Source organism: Pseudomonas sp. YeP6b, assembly GCF_025642995.1.
GTDB lineage: Bacteria > Pseudomonadota > Gammaproteobacteria > Pseudomonadales > Pseudomonadaceae > Aquipseudomonas.
The window spans coordinates 831825-851346 of the sequence record NZ_CP080090.1 but is presented as its reverse complement, the minus strand read 5'-3'; the positions used below and the strand labels follow the sequence as shown (position 1 = coordinate 851346).

Sequence of the window (19522 nt, the reverse complement as noted above, 5' to 3'; positions counted from 1 at the left end):
ACACGTTGCTTAACGTTACTTGTGCTTGATGAACCAAAAAAGCTCATGCCGCCGAATGGCCTTGCGGAAAAACTCGTTCTCACCCCAGGGCGAGACAGCCCTTCCCGCCAGCCAGCGCTGTATGACACGCCGCACACGCCGCTTGAACGGCATCCTGGGCTGCAAGTCATGCATCATGCCCAGCGACATGGCCTTGTCACACTGCCGGCCTTCGGACACCGGCAGGCAATAAGGACGCAAAGTGTACGTGGAATCAAAACATGGTGGCAAAGCGATACCGGCGCCCGAATCGCCCATCGGCCAGCGGTCATTGTCATGCAGGTGATTGGCGTAACCGAGCAACGTCGTCGGCTGCCATTCAAGCCCCTGTAAGGCTTCCAATACGGCTTGCTGCGCGCAGATATGATCAGGATGCGGATCGAGCACCGGATGGGGCAACACGATGACTTCCGGGCGGGCCATGAGCAGCAACGCGCGCAGGTCGGCCAGCAGGTTGTTCCAGGTCGGCCGGCCATCGGCATCCGCCGGCAAAGGGAACGGATTGAATTGGCGGAACAGGCGAATGTCGCTCAACTCGGCCTCTCGCGAAGCCACGGCGCGATCCGGCTCGGCTTTCATCGCCGCTAATTGCAGGCAGAAATACCCCAGCTGAACGCAATGTTCCTGCGCCACCCCAGCCCAACGCGGTACGGCGACACTGTCCCAAGCACGCAAACGGCCCTTGAGGCGTGCCGCCTCAGGCTTGCCCAGGCCCATGTGCTGATAGTGCTCGGCTTCGATCTCGCCAGCCGTCAACGTCACGATCCAGGGTTGAGTCGCCTGGCTGTACAGGCCAAAGGCGGCCAACTCGGCATCATCGGCGTGCGGCGCAATGACCATCACCCGTTGCTCGCGCACATCAGGCTGACGGAATACCGACAGCACTGGCGTACCCAGCACGCGGCAGCACCGAGCCCCCAGCAGCAGTTGCCCATCGAGCAGCGCTTGCGTTTGGCCGGTGAGGTTCAGGTAGCGCAGGCCATTGACGCCGCGCTCGAACACTTGGCGATCAGCGCCAGGCAAGGTAATAAACGGGTCGATAAAGCGGCCCAACGCGCTGCTCTTGAGGCGCAGCGCGAGGATCAGGGTCTCATTGCCCGCCAGCTCCAGCGCCTCGCCTAACACCAACCGGCCGTTGATCAGCGTGACCTTGGGCTGCTCGGTATCCGCTGCAAACTGATACTGGTAGTCGTCCTTGGGCGAGTAAAACAGGTGGTCGGCAAACCAGGCTTCATGGGCCACCCAGGCCAGCACTGCAAGCACCAGCGGCAGCCACCAGGCCACCAGCACACCCACGCCAATCAACAGCAGCAGGCCGATCAGCAGGCTGATGCGTTTATTACGGCGGTGGCGCTTGAGCAGCGCCTGCTTACGGCTCGTCGACTCGCTCATACGTTGAATACCGGTACAGGGTTGCACCAACGGTCCTTGTATTCGCGGTCAGCCCGGCCGAATGAGAACCGCAGCGGCTTGCCGGCTTCACGCGCCTGCTCCCAGGCACTTTGCGTGTTGAGAAAGCTCAGTACGCTGCCCGGGCTGAACGCGCGCGTTTCAGGGTCTACGCCGCCATTGATGTACTCGACGCTGATCCATTCGGGCGCTTCAACGCGGTAGACCAATTGAATGGCAATCGGCGCATCGTTGAGGAAAATCACCGAACCGATCAGCCATTCACGCAGCAACTCGATCACCTGCGCCATGCGCTCGGCACCGGTGGCGGCAAAACCCCAGCGGCGCTGGAACAGGTCGCAGTAAATCGCTGCCAGCTCTGCACTGGAGAATTCCTGGACCGCACGCACCACGCCGCCCGCCTCTTCCAGCAAACGCAACTCACGGCGCTGGTTATAGCGAAACTTCTTCGACAGTTCTTCCGGCGTACGCGCCATGGCCAACTGCTCGGCCTGGAGCTTGAGGCCAGCAAACCGGCCTTCATTCAGGGCCGAGAGGTAGCGCCCGCGATGGCGCAACGGCGCCTGGGCATCGGCGGCGGCAGGCAGGATCAACTCGGCATTGCCCAAGTCGAACAAGCCCTTCTTGCCATGGCGCTTGAGCACATCCTTGGACAGGGCCAAGTCGCGCCCCCAGGTCGCAATGCACGCTTTGAGCTCACCGCCTTGTTCCCACGCCAAGTAGCGCACAGGAATGTCGGCCAGCCCGGCCAGACGTTCAACCACCTGCGGATGGGTGGCGACACTGCCACCGTAACGCTGCCAGGCGTCACTGTAAGTGGGCGCGTCAACGACCGCCCAGCCACGCTCGCGCCAGCCTTGGAATCGATTGAGCATCAGGCCCTCGCGGTCAGTGCAATGACAGGCGGCAACAGCCAGAACGTATCGCGTACCGCCTGATCCGAAAACCGCTCGTGCAGGCGCTCGAGCATCATCTCGGCACACTGTTGGTGCTGTTGACGATCCATCGCCGCCAAGTGCCGAAGCCCTTGGCCCAGGCGTTCGGCGTCACCGAACGGAAACAGAATACCCACGCCCTCGACCACTTCCCGGGCGCCGCCACACGCAGTTGCCAACAGCGGCACGCCAGCGGCCATGGCTTCCAACAGCACCATGCCGAACGGCTCGTGATCGGAACTCAGGGCAAAGGCGTCGAACGCTCGGAAGTAACGGCGCGCCTCCGGCACCTGGCCGAGGAACAGTACCTGCTCGGCAATGCCCAACTCGCGGGCCAAAGCCTTGAGGTCTTGTTCCAGCCGACCGGTACCGAGGATCGCCAGGCGACTCTGCGCAGGCAAATGTGGCAACGCCAGGGCAAAACCCTTAAGCAAGGTGGCTTGGTCTTTGTCCGGGTGCAGACGGCCGACGTTGCCGACCACCCACTCGTCCGGCGACAGCCCCAAGGCATCCCGCGCCGCATCGGCCGACACCTGCTGGGCCTGCAGGGCGTCGACATCAATGCGGTTGTACAGCGTCTGAATACGCGCCGCCGGCCAGGTCGGCAGGCAACGGCGCATGTCATCGCGCACCGCATCGGACACACCGAGCAGGCTCAGGCGTTTGCGGAAAATCGAGGCAAACAGCTTGCGGGTGCGGCGCTCATAGTCACCGAACGCGTGATGCACACCGATCACCGGCAAGCGCGTGCCAAGCAAGGCGATATAGATCGGCTTGAACCGGTGAGCGATGCAGAAACTGAAGTTGCGCGACGCTGCGATCTTGCGCAGCTCACGGATGGCGCCCAGCTTCAGGCCACGAATGGCCTTGGAGCTGAATTCCATGAACAACACTTCATCAGAGGCGCAACCGGCGGCGACCTCGGGGTCAGCGACCCCGGTGAGAAACACCGTGGTCACTTTATAGCCCGAGCCTGCGAACAGGCTCGCGTACTGCCGCGCGCAATCCAGGAACGGCCCGTCATAGCCGTGGCAGAACTGCAGGACGTGGCGCTCAGCCGACCGAGTCATAAGGGTCCACGCCGTCTTTGACGACCAGGATGTCTTCCATGATCAGGTACTGCAGGTCGGAGCCGAAGAACATGTTCAGCGCGTCGGTCGGCGAGCAGATCATCGCTTCGCCACGACGGTTGAGCGAGGTGTTCAGCGACACGCCGTTGCCGGTCAGCACTTCCAGCTCTTTCATCATGTCGTAGTAGCGCGGGTTGTATTCGCGTTTGAGCACCTGGGCGCGGGACGTGCCATCTTCATGCACCACTTCCGGCACGCGGGTTTTCCACTCGTCCGACACTTCAAAGGTGAAGGTCATGAACGGCGCCGGGTGATCGACCTTGATCATCTGCGGGGCCACAGTGTCGAGCATCGACGGGCAGAAAGGCCTCCAGCGCTCGCGGAACTTGATCTGGTGGTTGATGCGATCCGCCACGCCGGTCGCGCTCGGGCAACCGATGATCGAACGACCGCCCAACGCACGCGGGCCAAACTCCATGCGGCCCTGGAACCAGGCCACCGGGTTGCCGTCGACCATGATCTTGGCGATGCGCTTAGGCATGTTCTCGATCTTGCGCCAGACCGGCTTGCTCGCGTGCTTGGCGCACGCGGCGATCACGTCTTCGTTGCTGTAGGACGGGCCGAGATAGACGTGCTCCATCTTCTCCACCGGTACACCACGGGCATGAGACACATAGGCCGCCGCACCGACGGCGGTGCCGGCATCGCCGGACGCCGGCTGCACGAACAGCTCCTTGACGTCATCGCGGGCAATGATCTTCTGGTTCAACTTAACGTTCAGCGCGCAGCCGCCGGCGAAGGCCAGCTTGCCGGTGTCCTTGAGGATGTCACCCAGGTAGTGGTCGATCATCTGCAAGGCCAGCTTTTCGAACAGCGCTTGCATGCTGGCGGCGTAGTGGATGTACGGCTCGTCGGCGATGTCGCCTTCGCGCTTGGGGCCCAGCCACTCGATCAGCTTTGGCGAGAAGTAGAAACCCTTGCCCTTCTCTTTGTAACGGCGCAGGCCGATGACGTTGGCGTAGTCGGTGTTGATCACCAACTCGCCGTTCTCAAACGAGGCCAGACGCGAGAAATCGTACTTGCTGGCGTCGCCATACGGCGCCATGCCCATGACCTTGAACTCGCCGTCGAGCATCTCGAAACCGAGGAACTCGGTGATCGCGCCGTACAGGCCGCCCAGGGAATCCGGGTCGTAGAATTCTTTGATCTTGTGGATCTTGCCGTTTTCGCCGTAGCCGAAGAACGTGGTGGCGTACTCACCCTTGCCGTCGATGCCCAGGATCGCGGTTTTTTCCTGGAAGCCGGAGCAGTGGTAGGCGCTGGAGGCGTGAGCCAAGTGGTGTTCAACCGGTTCGATCTTGATTTTCTTCGGATCAAAGCCCAGTTGTTCCAGGCACCAGACGATCTTGTTGCGATAGCGCTTGTAGCGACGGTTGCCCATCAGGATCGCGTCGAGGGCGCGGTCCGGGGCGTACCAGTAACGCTTGGCATAGTGCCAGCGCGCCTCGCCGAACAGGCTGATCGGGGCGAACGGGATCGCCACCACATCAACGTCGGAAGGTTTGATGCCGGCCTGCTCAAGGCAGAACTTCGCCGACTCGTAGGGCATGCGGTTCTTTGCATGTTTGTCGCGTACGAAGCGCTCTTCTTCGGCGGCCGCGATCAGCTTGCCGTCGATATACAAGGCTGCGGAAGGATCATGGCTAAGGGCGCCGGACAGGCCAAGAATCGTCAATGCCACAGGGGTCTAGCCTCTTTTAGTCTGCATACAGGCGGGTTGCGCCTGAAAAAAGTGTGCCTCTCGCCTGGACGAGAAACAGCTAAAGGGCGGGATTATAGCGTAAAGACGTCCGGTGATGATCTAGCGTTTATGGCGACCCGTTGTCACTGCGCCCTAGCGAAAGATCTCAATACTGCCGTCCTTGCTCTGCCGATAGACCGTGTAAGGCAGCACCAACGTATCCAGAACGCCTGATGCGACAAAATCAATGGCCATCCAAGGAATCGAGTTAACCTGCTGGTCCGCCATATTCCCGTGACTGTTGGGCTCGCCATTGAGGGAGCAGAAGTCATACACCACGCCACTGTAAACACGCGGCACATTCTCACAGTGACTGCGCAGTTCTTTAAGGTTGCGGCTCGTCACCGCGTCTTCTCTAAATAGCGTATTGATCGTGCCGCAACCGGCAGTCGAAAGTGCAATCGCAGCAAGAAAGGCATTCTTTACAAGCTTCATCAGTAGCATCTTCTTGAGTAGAAAACGGTAGCTTAACCTAGGGTTGCGAACTCCAGATAGATCGACAAACCACCGATGAGTCAGTCGGCAAACGCCTGCCGAGCCGTTAAACTTGCGCACTTTTGCGCGCCAGCGCTGCGCGCTATGGATGTCGGCTTGCTTATGAACGTTGTCACCCCCATCTGTTTCACGATGTTGCTTGCTGGCCTTTTGGGGGTGAGCTACAGCGTCAGGGCCGACGAGCCCCCACTGATCCTCGACCCCAGCGTGGTCACCGGTTCACGCAGCGCCAGCCCGACCTTCGACCTGCCGTACTCGGTGGACAGCATCAGCCACGAGCAAATCAGCGACGGCCAACTCGGCATCAACGCCTCCGAAGCCCTGTCGCGCGTGCCCGGCCTGGTGGTGCAAAACCGCCAGAACTACGCGCAGGACCTGCAGATTTCCTCGCGCGGCTTCGGTGCCCGTTCGGCGTTTGGCGTGCGCGGCATCAAGCTGATGGCTGATGGCATTCCCGCTAGCACCCCGGACGGCCAGGGCCAGGCCGCCACCTTCAACCTCGACACCGCCGAGCGCATCGAAGTCCTGCGCGGCCCGGCGGCCACTTTGTACGGCAGCAACGCCGGCGGGGTGATCCAGATGTTTTCCCGCAACGGCGAAGGCTCGCCGCGCATCGGCGCCGAAACCCTGGTGGGCAGCGACGGCCTGAGCAAGCACCACCTGACGGCCGAAGGCGCAGCCAACGGCGCGGGTTTCGTGCTCGACGCCTCGCGCATGGACACCGACGGCTACCGCGACCACAGCAGCGCCCGTCGCGACCAGACCTTTGCCAAGCTGAACTTCGAGCCGGATGACGACAGCAAACTGGCGCTGATTTACAGCAGCCTGGAGCAGAACGGCACGCAGGACCCGCTGGGGCAGAAATGGGCAGCCTATAAAGCAGATCCGCGCTCCGTGGATCCCGCCGCGCTGCAGTACAACACGAGAAAAAGCATCGATCATCAGCAATTGGGTATGAATTACGAGCGCTACATCGGCGATGCGACGTTGCAGGTGAACGCGTATACAGGGCGGCGGAGTGTGATTCAGTATTTGTCGATTCCCGGCGGTACGCCGTCAGACAAGCGCGGCGGCGTCGTGGACTTCGACCGCAAGTTCTACGGCGGCTCCATCCACTGGCTGCAACCGATCACCAGCGCCCCCGGCGACCTGACCCTGATCACCGGCCTCGACTACGACCGCAGCCAGGATGATCGCCAAGGCTATTCCAACACCCTCAACGGCGTGCACGGCGTCAAAGGCGCCTTGGGCCGCGACGAAATCGACACCGCCACCAGCCTCGACCCGTTCGTGCAAGCCAACTGGCTGCTGGGCGACTGGACCCTGCAAGCCGGCCTGCGCCACAGCACCCTGAAGATGGACGTGGACGACCACTTTCTCAGCGACGGCAACGACAGCGGCAGCAAGACCTACCAGAAGAACACGCCGTCAGTGAGCGTGATGTACGCCTTCACGCCAGACCTGCATGGTTACGTGAGCGCGGGCAAAGGCTTCGAAACGCCGACTCAGGCGGAGTCGGCGTATTCCAGCACCTCAAACGGCTTCAATTTCGCGCTCAAGCCTTCCGTCAGCAAACAATACGAGGTCGGCCTGAAAGCACGCATTGGCCAAGACACGCGCCTCAACGCCGCCCTTTTCCAGATCACCACCGAGGATGAATTGGTAGTGGCGCAATCCAAGGACGGGCGCACCACTTATCAAAATGCCGGCCGCACCCTACGCCGTGGCTTCGAGCTGGGCCTTGAAAGCCAGCTCAGCGACCACTGGAGCACAAGCCTCGCCTACACCCGACTGCAAGCCACCTACGACAGTGACTTCATCGGGAACGGGAAAGCCATCGACAAAGGCAACTACCTCCCGGGCGTGCCCCAAACCACCCTTTTCGCCGAGCTGAACTGGAAGCCCCGCGACTGGGTCAGCACCGCCATCGAAGGCATTTACCGCAGCAAGGTCTACGTCGAAGACACCAACCAGCAACGCGCCGCGCCGGGCTACAGCGTATTCAACTGGCGTGCGCGCTTTGAGCAGAAGGTCGAGCACTGGACCTTTCACCAGACCTTGCGTTTGGATAACTTGCTGGATCGCCAGTACGTGGGTTCGGTGATTGTCGGGGACGGCAACTTCCGCTATTACGAAGGGGCACCGGGAAGGTCATGGTATGCGGGGGCTGGGGCTGAATATCAGTTCTGATCAGGCCACGCGGCGCCTAGGTGGCCCTATTGCGGCATGGGTATCTACGCAATTTTTTGTGTTGCGCTAGGCTTTTGGCGGGGCTTTTAGGTAGATATGAGTACATATCCGTTGCTGCGGTAACGGCTGATATGGGTTCCGCCCTTACGGCGGGTCACTTTTGGAAAAGAGCCCCAAAAGTAACCAAAGGGCTCTTGCCCCACCACTCGGTGCCTCGCCTAGGCTCGGCATGCCCTCACTCCGGCTTGAATCCGTGGGCCGCCGCCATGGGCCATCCTTGGCCCATCGCGGCTAACCCGGCGTCCTGCCGGGTTACCCACGGATTCAAGCCTGCGTTCGGCCATCGTGGTTAACGGGGCGCCTCAGATCAAGATCAAGATCAAAAGCAAGAGCACGGCGGCCTAGTAGCCGACCTGAGTGGTAGAAGCAAAAGCAAGACAGAAGCAGAGCAGAGCAGAGCAGAGCACCACCCTATCTAGCTGATGTAATGAGATCCCAATGTGGGAGCGGGCTTGCTCGCGAAGGCGGTGGGTCAGCCAGCTCATGTGTAACTGACCCACCGCCTTCGCGAGCAAGCCCCGCCCCACAATTTTGACCGAGTTTAGCTGCCTGCACCGTGGCACTCTGTTTTCTGTGGGAGCTGGCTTGCCTGCGATGCAGGCACCTCGGTGTATCAGGCATAGCCAGTTGATGCCATCGCAGGCAAGCCAGCTCCCACATTAGATTGAGTTCAGTTTCAAATATCAGGTCGGCTGTCAGGCCGCCTCGGTTTTGCTTTTGATTTAACCACTCAGGTCGGCTACTAGGCCGCCGTGCTTTTGATCTTGATCTGAGGCGCCCCGTTAAACCACGCTGGCCGAACGCAGGCTTTGGAGCGGGGGTAAACCGGCAGGACGCCGGTTTAGCCGCGATGGGCCAAGGATGGCCCATGGCGGCGGCCCACGGTCCAAAGCCGTAGTGAGGGCACACCGAGCCTAGGCGAGGTGCCGAGTGGTGGGGCAAGAGCCCTTTTGGTTACTTTTGGGGCTCTTTTCCAAAAGTGACCCGCTGTAAGAGCGGAACCCATAGTCGCCGTTACCGCAGCAACGGATATGTACCCGGCGGCGCCCGCGACAACCAAAGAACTCAACCCATAAAAAGTTGCGTAGATACCTATGCCCGCGATAGGGCCGAAAGCCCGCTTTAACCGGCGACGCCGATCTCTTTGGGCAAACGCTGATCGATCAGTTGGTACAGCGCACTGCTCTGCGGCCAGTTGCGCATAAACCGCGCGCGATCCTTGGCATACGCCGGCGCAAAGCTGGCGACTGAGCTGTGCTGACACATGGCGTCCAAGTCAATCAACGCCCAGCGGTCTGCGTGCCAGAACAGGTTATGGCCCTTGAAGTCGCCGTGACTGATGCGCTCACGAATCAGCTCGGCAAACAGATGATCCAGCGCCAGCAGCTCGCTTTCAGGCACATCGCCGTGCTCAACGTAAGGCGCGAAACGCTCGATGATGTCCGGCCCCGGCAAAAACTCAGTCACCAGATACGCACGGCTGCGCAGCCAGAAGAACCGCTTCTCCAACACCGCCAGCGGCTTGGGCGTAGCAATCCCCAGAAACGCCAGACGGTTGCCTTCGCGCCACGAATGCCAGGCACGGCTCGGGCGCCAGAAGCGCTTGAGCCAATGGGCAAAGCCCTTGATGTTGTAGCGTTTGATCACCAGCGGCCGACCGGCCACCTCGACCTTGCCCACGCTGGCCGCACCACCGGTTTTGTACAGGTGGCCCTGATCCAGCAATGCATCAGCCTGCTCCAATACCGGCAGCATCGCGGCCTCTTCCTCGCGACGAATCGCACGCAAGACAAAGGCGCCACGCACCACGCTGAACAGCGTGCATTCGCGGCCAACCTTGTTCAAAAAGTCCCTCAAGCGCCAGGCGCTGACTTTGCGCACCTGTTTTTCCAGGGCCTCCAGCGGCACAGCATGTTCGCCATTGCTCAGCAGGTAGTACACCAGCAGCTCTTCGGTGAACGGCTCAAGATTTTTCGGCAACTGCGCAAAAAACACCCCGAGGTTTTCCAGGACGCGGTTGCGCGACAGCGGTTTGCCCGCCTCTTCGACACGAATCCCGGCACCGTCAATCAGGTACAGCTTGCCGTTCTGGCGCAGCAGGTTGTCCAGGTGCAGGTCTTCCTGCCACAGGCCTTTGGCGTGCATCTGGGCAATCGCCGCCAGGGCCTCAGCGAGCACGGCGGTTTGTTCGTCAGCCAGCGGCGGCAAGCCTTCGACGGCCTGCCAGGCATCGGCAAGGCTTTGGGCGCCTTCAATAAATTCAAACAGCAGCCAGCCGCCCTCGCCTTCTTGCAGGCCATCGGCAAGCAGCAGTGGCGTGGTCAGGCCTTGCTCGGCGAGCAGGCGCACACCGCTGAGTTCGCGCTGAAAGTGGCGTGCCGCCTTGCTGCCGACCAATAACTTGGCCAGCACCGTGCGCCCGCGCCAGACGCCAGCACCCACGTAGCGCTCGCCCGGTAACACGCGCAACAGGCTGAGCAGTTGCAACTGCCCTGGGCCTGCGGCGTCCGCCAGCTCGATAGTCAGCGGCAGATCAGGCGTGCGGCCGGCTTTCTTCAGCTCGGACAAACGCATCAGCGGTTCTCCTTATGGCTGCGGCGCGCCGTCAGGCGTTGGAACCAGGCGGCCACCGGTGCGCTGTCTTCAGGCTGTTGCAGATAGGCGGCCAGCAGTTGGCGCACTTGCGCGTCCGACCATTGCGGCGCGCGGCGCAACAGCGGCTCCAGGTCCTTGACCCGATCACGCCGACCGAACAACAGCGGGCGGGTTTTCTCAAGGTCAATCAACTGCGCGGCATAGCCGTCGCCGAGGGCCTGCAAAAAAATATGCTTGGGATAAAAACAGCCATGCACCTGGCCGACGCTGTGCAGATGACGAGCCAGTTGGCCGCACGCCAGCAGGATCGCGCAGTGCTGGGCGTCCGTGAGTTGCGGCCATTGCTCCAGCAACGAATCCAGGTCGTTCCAACCGCCCAGGGCGCGGGTCAGCAACATCGCGCGGTGCTCGCCATTAACCTTGCGCTCACCGAAAAACGCCGCCTGCAATGCCGGAATACCGAGCTTCTGATAACGGCTGATATTGCGGAATTCACGCGCGAAGGTGGGCTCGCCAAACGGCTTGTGCAGTGTGCGCGTCAAGTAGTCGCTTTGGCGCTTAAGGTAGTAACCCTGGCCTTCGAGCTCCAGGCGAAACACGCTGCTCCAGCCGCCTTTGCTGGTATTGGGTTCATCCACCGCGTCCAGTTGCCTGGCCCACAGGGCATCGAAGGTAGCGAGGCCGTTGCGCTCAAGTAAGGCGCGGTCTTCGGCCGCCAGGAAATCACTCATTCGCGTCCCTCGAAAAACTTCACCACGTGGCGAATTCGCTGTTTGTCCGACGCCGTCAGGTGCGTGCGTTGGCGGTATTGCATGTAGAAGCGCAGGCGCTGGGTGGCCGACAAGTGATACTTGGCGACCTTGTCCAAGCAGGCCAAGTCCTTGGTGATACGGTACTTGAGCCAGAAGCCACGCCAGAAGTCGCCGTTGGGGCAATCGATCAGGTACAGGGTTTGCTGGTCATCGACCAACAGGTTGCGCCACTTCAAATCGTTATGGGTGAAGCGGTGCTCGTGCATGGTGCGCGTATATTCGGCGAGCTGGCGGCTGATCGCGCTGACCCACTTGGGATCTTTCAAACACGGATCGTTGCGATCAGCCAGCACCGACAGGTCTTCGGTTTTCGGCAACTCGCGGGTGATCATCGCACCACGGGCGTAGGCCAGGCCCTTGCGCTCCAGGCCCCAGGCCACTACGTCAGCAGTGGGAATACCCCATTTGGCGAAGCGCTTGAGGTTCTGCCACTCGGACTTCACCCGTGGTTTGCCCAGGTAGCGACGCAGGCCTTTGCCGGCACCGACGTAGCGCTTGACGTAGTAATTGACCCCGCCGCGCTCTACCCGAACCACTTCCGACAGCGGGTCGTGGGTCAGTTGCTCGCCTTCCAGAGCAAATACCGCCTCAAGGCTGCCGAAATCATCCGCCAGGGCGACGTAAGCGGGCTCCAGGTTCCAACCCGCCATCAGAGCGCATCCCCGTAGCGTTGTTTACGCGCGTAAAGCTTGTCAGCCTTGGTTTGCAGCCATTGCAACAAGGCGTTTTCTTCGGCGAGGATCTGGCGCAGCGGTTGCTGGAAGTAGCCCTTGAGGAAGCGCAACTTGTCGCGACGCGTGAGGCCGATATCCAGCGCCGAGAAGTACAGCGCGGCCAAGTCTTTGTCGCGCCAGCGATGGCTGATCCTGTCGCGGGTCTGGGCGCGGTGCAGGTCGATCAGCGACAGCTTGAAGTCATCGAAGGTCACCGGCTTATCGGTGTGCAGCAGGAAGTGGCAGATGTAGCAGTCGCGGTGATTGACCCCACCGCGATGCATCATGCCGGTCATGCGGGCCACTTCGGCGATCAGCGCGCGCTTGAGGCGTGGCTCCGGCGGCTGCTTGACCCAGTCGATGCTGAAATCTTCCAGGCTGACGGTGGGCGCCAACTCTTCAGTGATGATGAACGAGTGCTGGTCGGCCGGGTTACTGCCGCGCTCGCCGTAAGCCACGGCGGTCATGGTCGGCACGCCGATTTCCTGCAGGCGTTGGATGGCCTGCCACTCCTGGCCTGCGCCGAGCACTGGCAGCTTGGCGGTGACCAGGTTCTTGACGATCTCGCCCCAGCCGATGCCACGGTGGATCTTCACAAAATAGCCACGACCATCCACCTCGGTACGCAAGGTACGGCGGGCTTCGAGCTCACGGTACACCTCGCCTTCCAGCCGCTCGACTTCGGCAAAGGCATCACGCCCAGCCCAGAGGGTCTTGAACGGTTCGGCAAGCATCAACTTCATCGCTTTGGCTCCGCCAGAATCACATCGGCCGCGTGCTGCGGCATGCTATAGAGGTCGGCCGTCTCGGCGAACGCCAACCCATTGCGGCCCCAGGCCGCGCGCTGTGCAGTGTCGGTGAGCATTTGGGTCAGGTAGTGGTTGAGCTGCGTTTGTTCAAACGGCTCATCCAGCACCAGACCACTGTCGGCTTCGCGGATGTAGTGGGCATAACCACACACCGCCGAGACCAGCACCGGCAACCCGGCCACCAGGGCTTCGAGCAACACAGTACCGGTGTTTTCGTTGTACGCCGGGTGGATCAACAGGTCGGCGCCCAGCAGGAAACGCGGGATATCGCTGCGGCCCTTGAGGAACTGCACGTTATCGCCCAGCCCCAATGTCGCACTCTGCAATTGGAATACTTTGGGGTCGTCCTGGCCAATTACAAACAGTCGGGTGCGTTTTTTCAGTTCCGCCGGTAGCGCGGCCACGGCCTTGAGGCTGCGGTCGACGCCCTTGGTCTTGAAGCCGGAACCGATTTGCACCAGCAGCAAGTCGTCGTCCGCGAGGTTGAATTCCTTGCGGAAGCCTTCGCGGATTTCGGCGGCATTCGGCGGTGCGCGGCGGTCCTGGGCGATGCCCGGCGGCAGCAGGTGGAAGCGTTCCAGCGGGGTGTCGTAATGCTTGATGAAGAGCGGCTGCTGCACTTGCGAGATCATCAGGATTTCAGTCTTGGCGCCCCTGGCGAACACCGCGCGCTCGTACTCGGCAAAGTGCTTGTAACGGCCAAAGCTTTTGTACAGCGAATGACGCAGGTTTTGCGCCTTGTCTTCAAAGCAGCCGTCGGCGGCGTAGTACACGTCCAGGCCGGGCATTTTATTGAAGCCGATCAGGCGGTCCACCGGGCGCTTGGCCAAGTCGGCTTCCATCCAGGCGCTGAGCTTTTCATTGCGACGGTGATTGAAGAACGCCTTGACCGGCGCCACCAGCACTTCGAAGCCCGGCGGTATGTCGCCCTCCCAGATCAGCGTGTAGACACGAATCTGGTGGCCGCGCTGCTGGCACTCCAGGGCGATGCGCATAAAGTCGCGCTGCAGGCCACCGAAGGGGAAATATTTGTACAGAACAAAAGCCAGTTGCATCAGTGCAGCTCCTCAGCCAGTAACAACGTGCTCAGTCGGCTTGCCACACGCTCAGGGTTCAAGCGCGTGAAGCACAGGGGCGACTCGCGCTTGATGTCGAACCGACGCAGGTCGTCGGCCGTTGGTTGATAGGTACAGTGTTTTTGCAGGCACGGCGCGCACGGGAAGTCGCTGGCCAGGTGAATCTGGCCCTTGCCGTAGGCGCCGGTCAGGCCAGGGTTGGTGGGGCCGAACAGGGAAATGGTCGGCACGTCCAACGCAGCGGCCAAGTGGCCAAGGCCGGTGTCGACCGCCACGCAAGCGCGGGCGCCGGCCAGCACGCGGGCCACACCGGCCAGGTTCAGCTTGGGCAGCACTTCGGCGTTTGGCAGGCCTTGGGCCAGGCGTTCGGCGCGGGCTTTTTCGTCGGCATTGCCCCACGGCAACTTCACGTCCACACCCAGGCGGCCCATGCGCTCAGCCAGCTCGCGCCAATAGGCTTCGGGCCAGTGCTTGGTGTCCCAGGTGGTGCCGTGCAGCAGCAGTACAAAAGGTTTCTTCGGCGGCAGGCCGAGCAGTTTGTCGACGCTCAGGCCGTAGTCGCCAAGACCTTTGGGCAAGTCATAACCCAGCGCCACGGCGAACAGCTGGCGCAAACGCTCCACCGCATGCTGCCCACGGGCTACGGCCAGGCGCCGCGAGTAGAAGCGCGAGGCCATTGGCTCGCGGGCCGAGTGTTTGTCGAAACCGGCCACTGGGGCACGCACGTAGCGCGTCAGCCAGGCGCTTTTCAGCAGGCCTTGAGCGTCGATCACCAAGTCGTATTTAGTCGCCTGGATACGCTGTTTGAAGCGCCGCCACTCGCCACTCTTGATGGTTTGCCAGATGTTTTTGCGCCAGCGGCGAATCGCCACCGGGATGACCTTGTCCACCGCCGGGTGCCAGGTGGGGATTTCGGCGAAGCCTTCTTCCACCACCCAATCAAAGCGAATGCCAGGGATCGCCCGCGCCGCGTCGGTCAGTGCCGGCAAGGCGTGGATCACGTCGCCCAGGGATGAGGTCTTGATTACCAATACTCGCAAACTAACGAACCTCGACCACAGAGCCCTGCAACCGCTGCAAGGCATCGCTGACCGGTTGCGGCAGCAACTGGCGCAGGCAATTGTAGTGGCCGAAACGGCAAGTGCGGTCGAAACACGGGCTGCAATCCAGGCCCAGGCGCACCACTTCGACTTTGTCGGCCAAGGGCGGGGTAAACCCTGGTGAGGTCGAGCCGTACACCGCCACCAGTGGGCGGTTCAGCGCGGCGGCCACGTGCATCAGGCCGGAGTCGTTGGACACCACCGCATCGGCGCAGGACAGCAGGTCGATGGCTTCGGCCAGGGACGTGTCGCCGCTGAGGTTCACCGCCTCTTCGCGCAGGCCGGGAATCAGGCGCTGGCGGATGTCTTCGCCCACCGAGTGATCATTTTTCGAACCGAACAGCCACACCTGCCAACCTTCGCGAATCTTCATCTCGGCGACTTTGGCGTAATGCTCCGACGGCCAGCGCTTGGACTCACCAAACTCCGCGCCTGGGCACAGCGCCAACACCGGACGGTCGAGCATCAGGCCGAACTTGGCCAGGGCCGCATCGCGGGTCACCGGGTCGATCTGCAGGCTTGGGCGCGGGTACGGCGTCGGCAACTCAGCACCGGGCTCGTAGGCCAGGGCCATGAAACGCTCGATCATCAGCGGGTAGCGCGCCTTGTCGAGGGTGCGCACGTCGTTGAGCAACACGTAGCGAAACTCGCCGCGCCAGCCGGTGCGTTTAGGGATGCCGGCAAAATACGGCACCAGCGCCGACTTCAGCGAGTTGGGCAGCAGGATCGCCTGATCGTACTGGCCGGCCAGAGATTTGCCGATGCGACGGCGCGTTGCCAGTTCGAGGGCACCGTGGCCGAGCGGGAAGCTCAAGGCCTTGCGCACCTCGGGCATGCGCTCAAGGATCGGCCGGCTCCACTCGGGGGCGAGCACGTCGATTTGGCAGTCGGGATGGCGCTGTTTCAGACACTGGAACAGTGTCTGTGCCATCACCATGTCACCGACCCAACTGGGCCCAACGATCAGAATATTCATGTAGTGTCCACAAACGATGCGGGGAGGCTTATGCCTCCCCGCATCGATAATTACTGCAGATCGCGCTTTTTGTGGGAGCGGGCTTGCCTGCGATAGCATCGCCTCGGTATACCTGATACACCGAAGCGTCTGCATCGCGGGCAAGCCCGCTCCCACATAAAGCCGGTTTCCACATTAGATTGGCATCGCTCAATTCATCGGGTTTCAGCTTAAACCCAGTTCATTCCAGATTCGCATCACCTGACGCCGTTCGTCGGCGAACTGATCCCCGGCCACCGTACCGGCCTCGTTTTGCAAGGCCTGGCGGTGCGCGGCGGAACGGTAGGCCTTATACACCTCGCGCAGCAAATGAGCATCGGCGGCGGGCATCAACCCCACCTGCTCCAGGCCCTCCAGAATGCGGATATTGTCGGTGTAGCGCAGCAACGATGGATGTTGCGCAGACCACGCCAAAGCCGCGTATTGCACCATAAATTCAATATCGACGATACCACCGGCGTCCTGCTTGAGGTCGAACGCCACCGTGGGCTCGAAGGCATTGGCGCCGGTACCGGCCGCCGTAGACTTGGTGCCCAGGTTGCCGCGCATCTTGGCGCGCATCTCGCCGACCTCCTGGCGCAGCTTGGCCAAGTCGCGTTCGCGCCCCAGTACTTTAGCGCGTACCTGCTCGAACGCATGGCCTACGTCCTGGCTGCCCACCAGCACTCGCGCGCGGATCAGGGCCTGATGTTCCCAGGTCCAGGCTTCATTTTCTTGATAGCGCTCAAACGCACCGAGCGAACTCACCAGCAAACCGGACGCGCCGGAAGGCCGCAGGCGCATGTCCACTTCATACAGCTGGCCGGAGTTGGTCTGGGTGGTCAGCAGGTGGATGATCCGCTGGCCCAGCCGCGTGAAGAACTGCGCACCGTCGATCGGCTTGGCGCCGTCGGTTTCGGCCTGCGGGTCGCCGTCGTGGATAAACACCAAGTCAAGGTCGGAACCATGGCCCAGCTCGATGCCGCCGACTTTGCCATAGCCGACAATGACGAACCCCGGGTCGCACAAGGTGCCGTCGAGCCGCTGCGGCGAGCCGTGGCGCGCCACGGTCTGGCGCCAGGCCAGGGCCAGCACTTGTTCAAGGATGGCTTCGGCAAGCCAGGTCAGGTAATCGCTGACTTTCATCAACGGCAAGCTGCCAGCGATTTCCGAAGCGGCCACGCGCAGGCGGTGGGCCAGCTTGAAGTGGCGCAGGGCTTCCATCTGCTGCTCAAGGTCATCCTCGGGGATACGCGTGAGGCGTTCACGCAGCTCGGCAGCCAGTTCCGGCGCCAACGGTGGCTTGAACAGGCGGCCTTCGTTGAGCAATTCGTCGAGCAACAGCGGGAAACGCGTGATCTGTTCGGCGATCCAAGGGCTGGCGGCGCACAGGGTCAACAGGCGGCGCAGAGCGTCGGGATTTTCCGTGAGCAGCACCAGATAAGCGGAACGGCGGGCGACGGCTTCGACCAATGGCAACACACGCTCCAGCACCAGGTCCGGGTTGGCGTGTTCGACGGCCTGAGCCAGCAGGCGCGGGATAAAGGCATCGAGCCGCTCGCGGCCCAGGCGCTGCATGGCACGTAGCTGCGGGCTGCCGCGTAGGCCGGCCAAGGTTTTCAGGGCTTTGGGCGCGTCGGTAAAGCCACCTTCCTGCAATTGGCGGCACGCGGCGTCTTCGTCCTGGGACTCTTCCCACAGCGGCAACCACTCACCGCCCACGACCAATTCGCTTTCTTCGCCCTCCGCTTCATCAGGGTCGGCAATGACTTGGCGGAAGTGCCAGGCCACCCGGCCACGCCAGTACATCAGGCGTTCATGGAAGGCGGCCCAGTCGGCAAAGCCAAGCATAAAGGCAATGCGTGCCTGGTCTTCCGGGCTGTCCGGGAGCATTTGCGTCTGGCGGTCGGCAATTGCCTGGATCGCGTGCTCGGTGTAACGCAAGAATTCGTAACCATTGCGCAATTCGGCAATGACCGCCGCCGGCAAGTAGCCCTGACCTTCCAGAGTGCCGAGCACCTTGAGCAAAGGTCGCTGTTGCAGGCTCAGGTCTCGGCCACCGTGGATCAGTTGGAACGCCTGGGCGATAAACTCCACTTCACGAATGCCGCCCGAGCCCAGCTTGATGTTCTCGGCCATGCCCTTGCGCCGCACTTCCTGCTGGATCAGCTGCTTCATGGTGCGCAGCGCTTCGATGGCGGAAAAATCCAGGTAACGCCGGTAGACGAACGGGCGCAGCATATCCAGCAGTTGCGCACCGGCCACCTGATCACCGGCGACCACGCGCGCCTTAATCATGGCGTAGCGCTCCCAGTCGCGGCCCTGATCCTGATAGTACTGTTCCAGCGCATTGAAGCTGAGCACCAGAGCCCCGGCCGAACCGTAAGGGCGCAGGCGCATGTCGACGCGGAACACAAAGCCGTCGACGGTCATCGGGTCGAGGGCCTTGATCAATTTTTGACCAAGGCGAATGAAAAACTCCTGGTTATCCAGGGCGCGCTTCACGCCCACCGTCTCGCCGCCTTCGGGGTAGGCGAAAATCAGGTCGATATCCGAAGACAGGTTCAGCTCCACGGCGCCGAGCTTGCCCATGCCGAGGATGACCATGTGCTGAGCTTCACCGCTGCGCCGGCCAGTGGGTGTGCCGAATTGCACACAGTGGCGCTGGTACAGCCACTGGTAGGCTTGGTCGATGCTGGCGTCGGCCATGTCGGACAGGTCGCGACAGGTTTGCACCAGGTCGGCCTGGCGGGTCAGGTCGCGCCAAATGATGCGCACTTGTTGACGCGTGCGCTGGCGGCGCAGTACGCGGCCCAGCTCATCTTCTGTTTCGGCCTGTTGCACGGCACCGGCGATCTGGCCGCACAGCTCGCCGGGCGCAAAGCCACGGTCCAGCTCGCCCCAGGCCACCAGTTCAAGCAACATCAAAGGGTCACGCAGGCTCTGTTCAATGACGAAATCACTGGCGGCACACACGCGGGCGAAGTCAGCCCACCGTTGCGGCGACCACTCAGAAAGGCCATGATCGGCGTCCAGCGCGGCCACTGCGTCACGAAATGACTGCTCGGCCCGCTGGGCGTAAGGCAAGAGAATGGCCGGTAATGGGGCCAGCGTTGGAAGGCTCATGGTCTATCCTTGATCGGCGCGTGAATGGCTTGTAGCTGTGAACGCAAGAACCACGCTCGGTGAAGGACTGTCGAACAAAGGTTATAAATAGCTGAAATTAAATTAATCTTGGCAGGCAACATCAAACTTTCACCTTTTCTTGTTCGCAAAAGATCAACAATAACGATTATGCTCACCAGCCAGACCGAGCCATACGCTCAGTCTTGTGTAGTTTTACTACTCGTATATACATTCGAAAGGCTGAAATGGCCGACGATTTGTAGTAAAACTACAGGACGCCGAAGCAACCTTCGGCCA

14 protein-coding genes are annotated in these 19522 nt (G+C 61.5%); 1 reads left to right on the top strand and 13 read right to left on the bottom strand.

The window, feature by feature from the left end:
• Positions 1 to 15: 15 nt before the first annotated feature.
• The 5 genes from KZH41_RS03750 to KZH41_RS03730 all read right to left on the bottom strand — a co-directional run bounded on the left by KZH41_RS03750 (position 16) and on the right by KZH41_RS03730 (position 5690).
• A complete protein-coding gene (locus KZH41_RS03750) occupies positions 16 to 1431 on the bottom strand; it encodes a PIG-L deacetylase family protein (protein WP_094952896.1) in 1416 nt (471 codons plus the stop codon).
• On the bottom strand, positions 1428 to 2324 hold the full coding sequence (locus KZH41_RS03745; protein ID WP_094952897.1) for an antimicrobial resistance protein Mig-14: 897 nt from the start codon (positions 2322 to 2324) through the stop codon (positions 1428 to 1430). The genes KZH41_RS03750 and KZH41_RS03745 overlap by 4 nt, the downstream gene beginning before the upstream one ends.
• Entirely contained in the window at positions 2324 to 3454 is a 1131-nt protein-coding gene (locus KZH41_RS03740) for a glycosyltransferase (protein ID WP_094952898.1), read from the bottom strand. The genes KZH41_RS03745 and KZH41_RS03740 overlap by 1 nt, the downstream gene beginning before the upstream one ends.
• Entirely contained in the window at positions 3438 to 5195 is a 1758-nt protein-coding gene (locus KZH41_RS03735) for a carbamoyltransferase (RefSeq protein WP_094952899.1), read from the bottom strand. Before KZH41_RS03735 ends, KZH41_RS03740 begins: the two co-directional genes overlap by 17 nt.
• A gap of 153 nt (positions 5196 to 5348) precedes the next feature.
• Positions 5349 to 5690, bottom strand: coding sequence for a YceK/YidQ family lipoprotein (locus tag KZH41_RS03730; RefSeq protein WP_263274408.1), 342 nt, complete (start codon positions 5688 to 5690; stop codon positions 5349 to 5351).
• Between the two features lie 162 nt (positions 5691 to 5852).
• On the opposite strand from KZH41_RS03730, the gene KZH41_RS03725 reads away from it, so the two are divergent.
• Entirely contained in the window at positions 5853 to 7940 is a 2088-nt protein-coding gene (locus KZH41_RS03725) for a TonB-dependent receptor family protein (protein ID WP_263274407.1), read from the top strand.
• 1182 nt (positions 7941 to 9122) lie between these two features.
• On the opposite strand, the gene KZH41_RS03720 is transcribed toward KZH41_RS03725, so the two are convergent.
• The 8 genes from KZH41_RS03720 to glnE form a co-directional block, all read right to left on the bottom strand.
• Complete coding sequence (locus KZH41_RS03720; protein WP_094949236.1) at positions 9123 to 10574, bottom strand: lipopolysaccharide kinase InaA family protein; 1452 nt, start codon at positions 10572 to 10574, stop codon at positions 9123 to 9125.
• On the bottom strand, positions 10574 to 11326 hold the full coding sequence (locus KZH41_RS03715) for a lipopolysaccharide kinase InaA family protein (RefSeq protein ID WP_263274406.1): 753 nt from the start codon (positions 11324 to 11326) through the stop codon (positions 10574 to 10576). The genes KZH41_RS03720 and KZH41_RS03715 overlap by 1 nt, the downstream gene beginning before the upstream one ends.
• Positions 11323 to 12057 carry a lipopolysaccharide kinase InaA family protein gene (locus tag KZH41_RS03710; RefSeq protein ID WP_263274405.1) on the bottom strand — a complete coding sequence of 245 codons (735 nt, stop codon included), beginning with the start codon at positions 12055 to 12057 and terminating at the stop codon, positions 11323 to 11325. Before KZH41_RS03710 ends, KZH41_RS03715 begins: the two co-directional genes overlap by 4 nt.
• Positions 12057 to 12863, bottom strand: a complete 807-nt coding sequence (gene rfaP, locus KZH41_RS03705) for a lipopolysaccharide core heptose(I) kinase RfaP (RefSeq protein ID WP_094949239.1) — start codon at positions 12861 to 12863, stop codon at positions 12057 to 12059. Before rfaP ends, KZH41_RS03710 begins: the two co-directional genes overlap by 1 nt.
• The gene (locus KZH41_RS03700) at positions 12860 to 13984 is read right to left on the bottom strand and encodes a glycosyltransferase family 4 protein (protein WP_094949240.1); all 1125 of its coding nucleotides are present in this window, start codon (positions 13982 to 13984) and stop codon (positions 12860 to 12862) included. Before KZH41_RS03700 ends, rfaP begins: the two co-directional genes overlap by 4 nt.
• Positions 13984 to 15045, bottom strand: coding sequence for a lipopolysaccharide heptosyltransferase I (waaC, locus tag KZH41_RS03695; RefSeq protein WP_094949241.1), 1062 nt, complete (start codon positions 15043 to 15045; stop codon positions 13984 to 13986). Before waaC ends, KZH41_RS03700 begins: the two co-directional genes overlap by 1 nt.
• 1 nt (position 15046) lies before the next feature.
• Positions 15047 to 16081 carry a lipopolysaccharide heptosyltransferase II gene (gene waaF / locus KZH41_RS03690; RefSeq protein ID WP_094949242.1) on the bottom strand — a complete coding sequence of 345 codons (1035 nt, stop codon included), beginning with the start codon at positions 16079 to 16081 and terminating at the stop codon, positions 15047 to 15049.
• A 204-nt stretch (positions 16082 to 16285) separates the two neighbouring features.
• Entirely contained in the window at positions 16286 to 19225 is a 2940-nt protein-coding gene (glnE, locus tag KZH41_RS03685; protein WP_263274404.1) for a bifunctional [glutamate--ammonia ligase]-adenylyl-L-tyrosine phosphorylase/[glutamate--ammonia-ligase] adenylyltransferase, read from the bottom strand.
• Positions 19226 to 19522 lie beyond the last annotated feature (297 nt).

What these genes read in the sequence shown, in the direction of transcription:
- glnE (WP_263274404.1), bottom strand. Translation starts at nt 19,225, where the DNA reads ATGAGCCTTCCAACGCTGGCCCCATTACCGGCCATTCTCTTGCCTTAC.
- KZH41_RS03700 (WP_094949240.1), bottom strand. Translation starts at nt 13,984, where the DNA reads ATGCAACTGGCTTTTGTTCTGTACAAATATTTCCCCTTCGGTGGCCTG.
- KZH41_RS03745 (WP_094952897.1), bottom strand. Translation starts at nt 2,324, where the DNA reads ATGCTCAATCGATTCCAAGGCTGGCGCGAGCGTGGCTGGGCGGTCGTT.
- KZH41_RS03720 (WP_094949236.1), bottom strand. Translation starts at nt 10,574, where the DNA reads ATGCGTTTGTCCGAGCTGAAGAAAGCCGGCCGCACGCCTGATCTGCCG.
- KZH41_RS03730 (WP_263274408.1), bottom strand. Translation starts at nt 5,690, where the DNA reads ATGAAGCTTGTAAAGAATGCCTTTCTTGCTGCGATTGCACTTTCGACT.
- rfaP (WP_094949239.1), bottom strand. Translation starts at nt 12,863, where the DNA reads ATGAAGTTGATGCTTGCCGAACCGTTCAAGACCCTCTGGGCTGGGCGT.
- KZH41_RS03710 (WP_263274405.1), bottom strand. Translation starts at nt 12,057, where the DNA reads ATGGCGGGTTGGAACCTGGAGCCCGCTTACGTCGCCCTGGCGGATGAT.
- KZH41_RS03740 (WP_094952898.1), bottom strand. Translation starts at nt 3,454, where the DNA reads ATGACTCGGTCGGCTGAGCGCCACGTCCTGCAGTTCTGCCACGGCTAT.
- KZH41_RS03715 (WP_263274406.1), bottom strand. Translation starts at nt 11,326, where the DNA reads ATGAGTGATTTCCTGGCGGCCGAAGACCGCGCCTTACTTGAGCGCAAC.
- KZH41_RS03725 (WP_263274407.1), top strand. Translation starts at nt 5,853, where the DNA reads ATGAACGTTGTCACCCCCATCTGTTTCACGATGTTGCTTGCTGGCCTT.
- KZH41_RS03750 (WP_094952896.1), bottom strand. Translation starts at nt 1,431, where the DNA reads ATGAGCGAGTCGACGAGCCGTAAGCAGGCGCTGCTCAAGCGCCACCGC.
- waaF (WP_094949242.1), bottom strand. Translation starts at nt 16,081, where the DNA reads ATGAATATTCTGATCGTTGGGCCCAGTTGGGTCGGTGACATGGTGATG.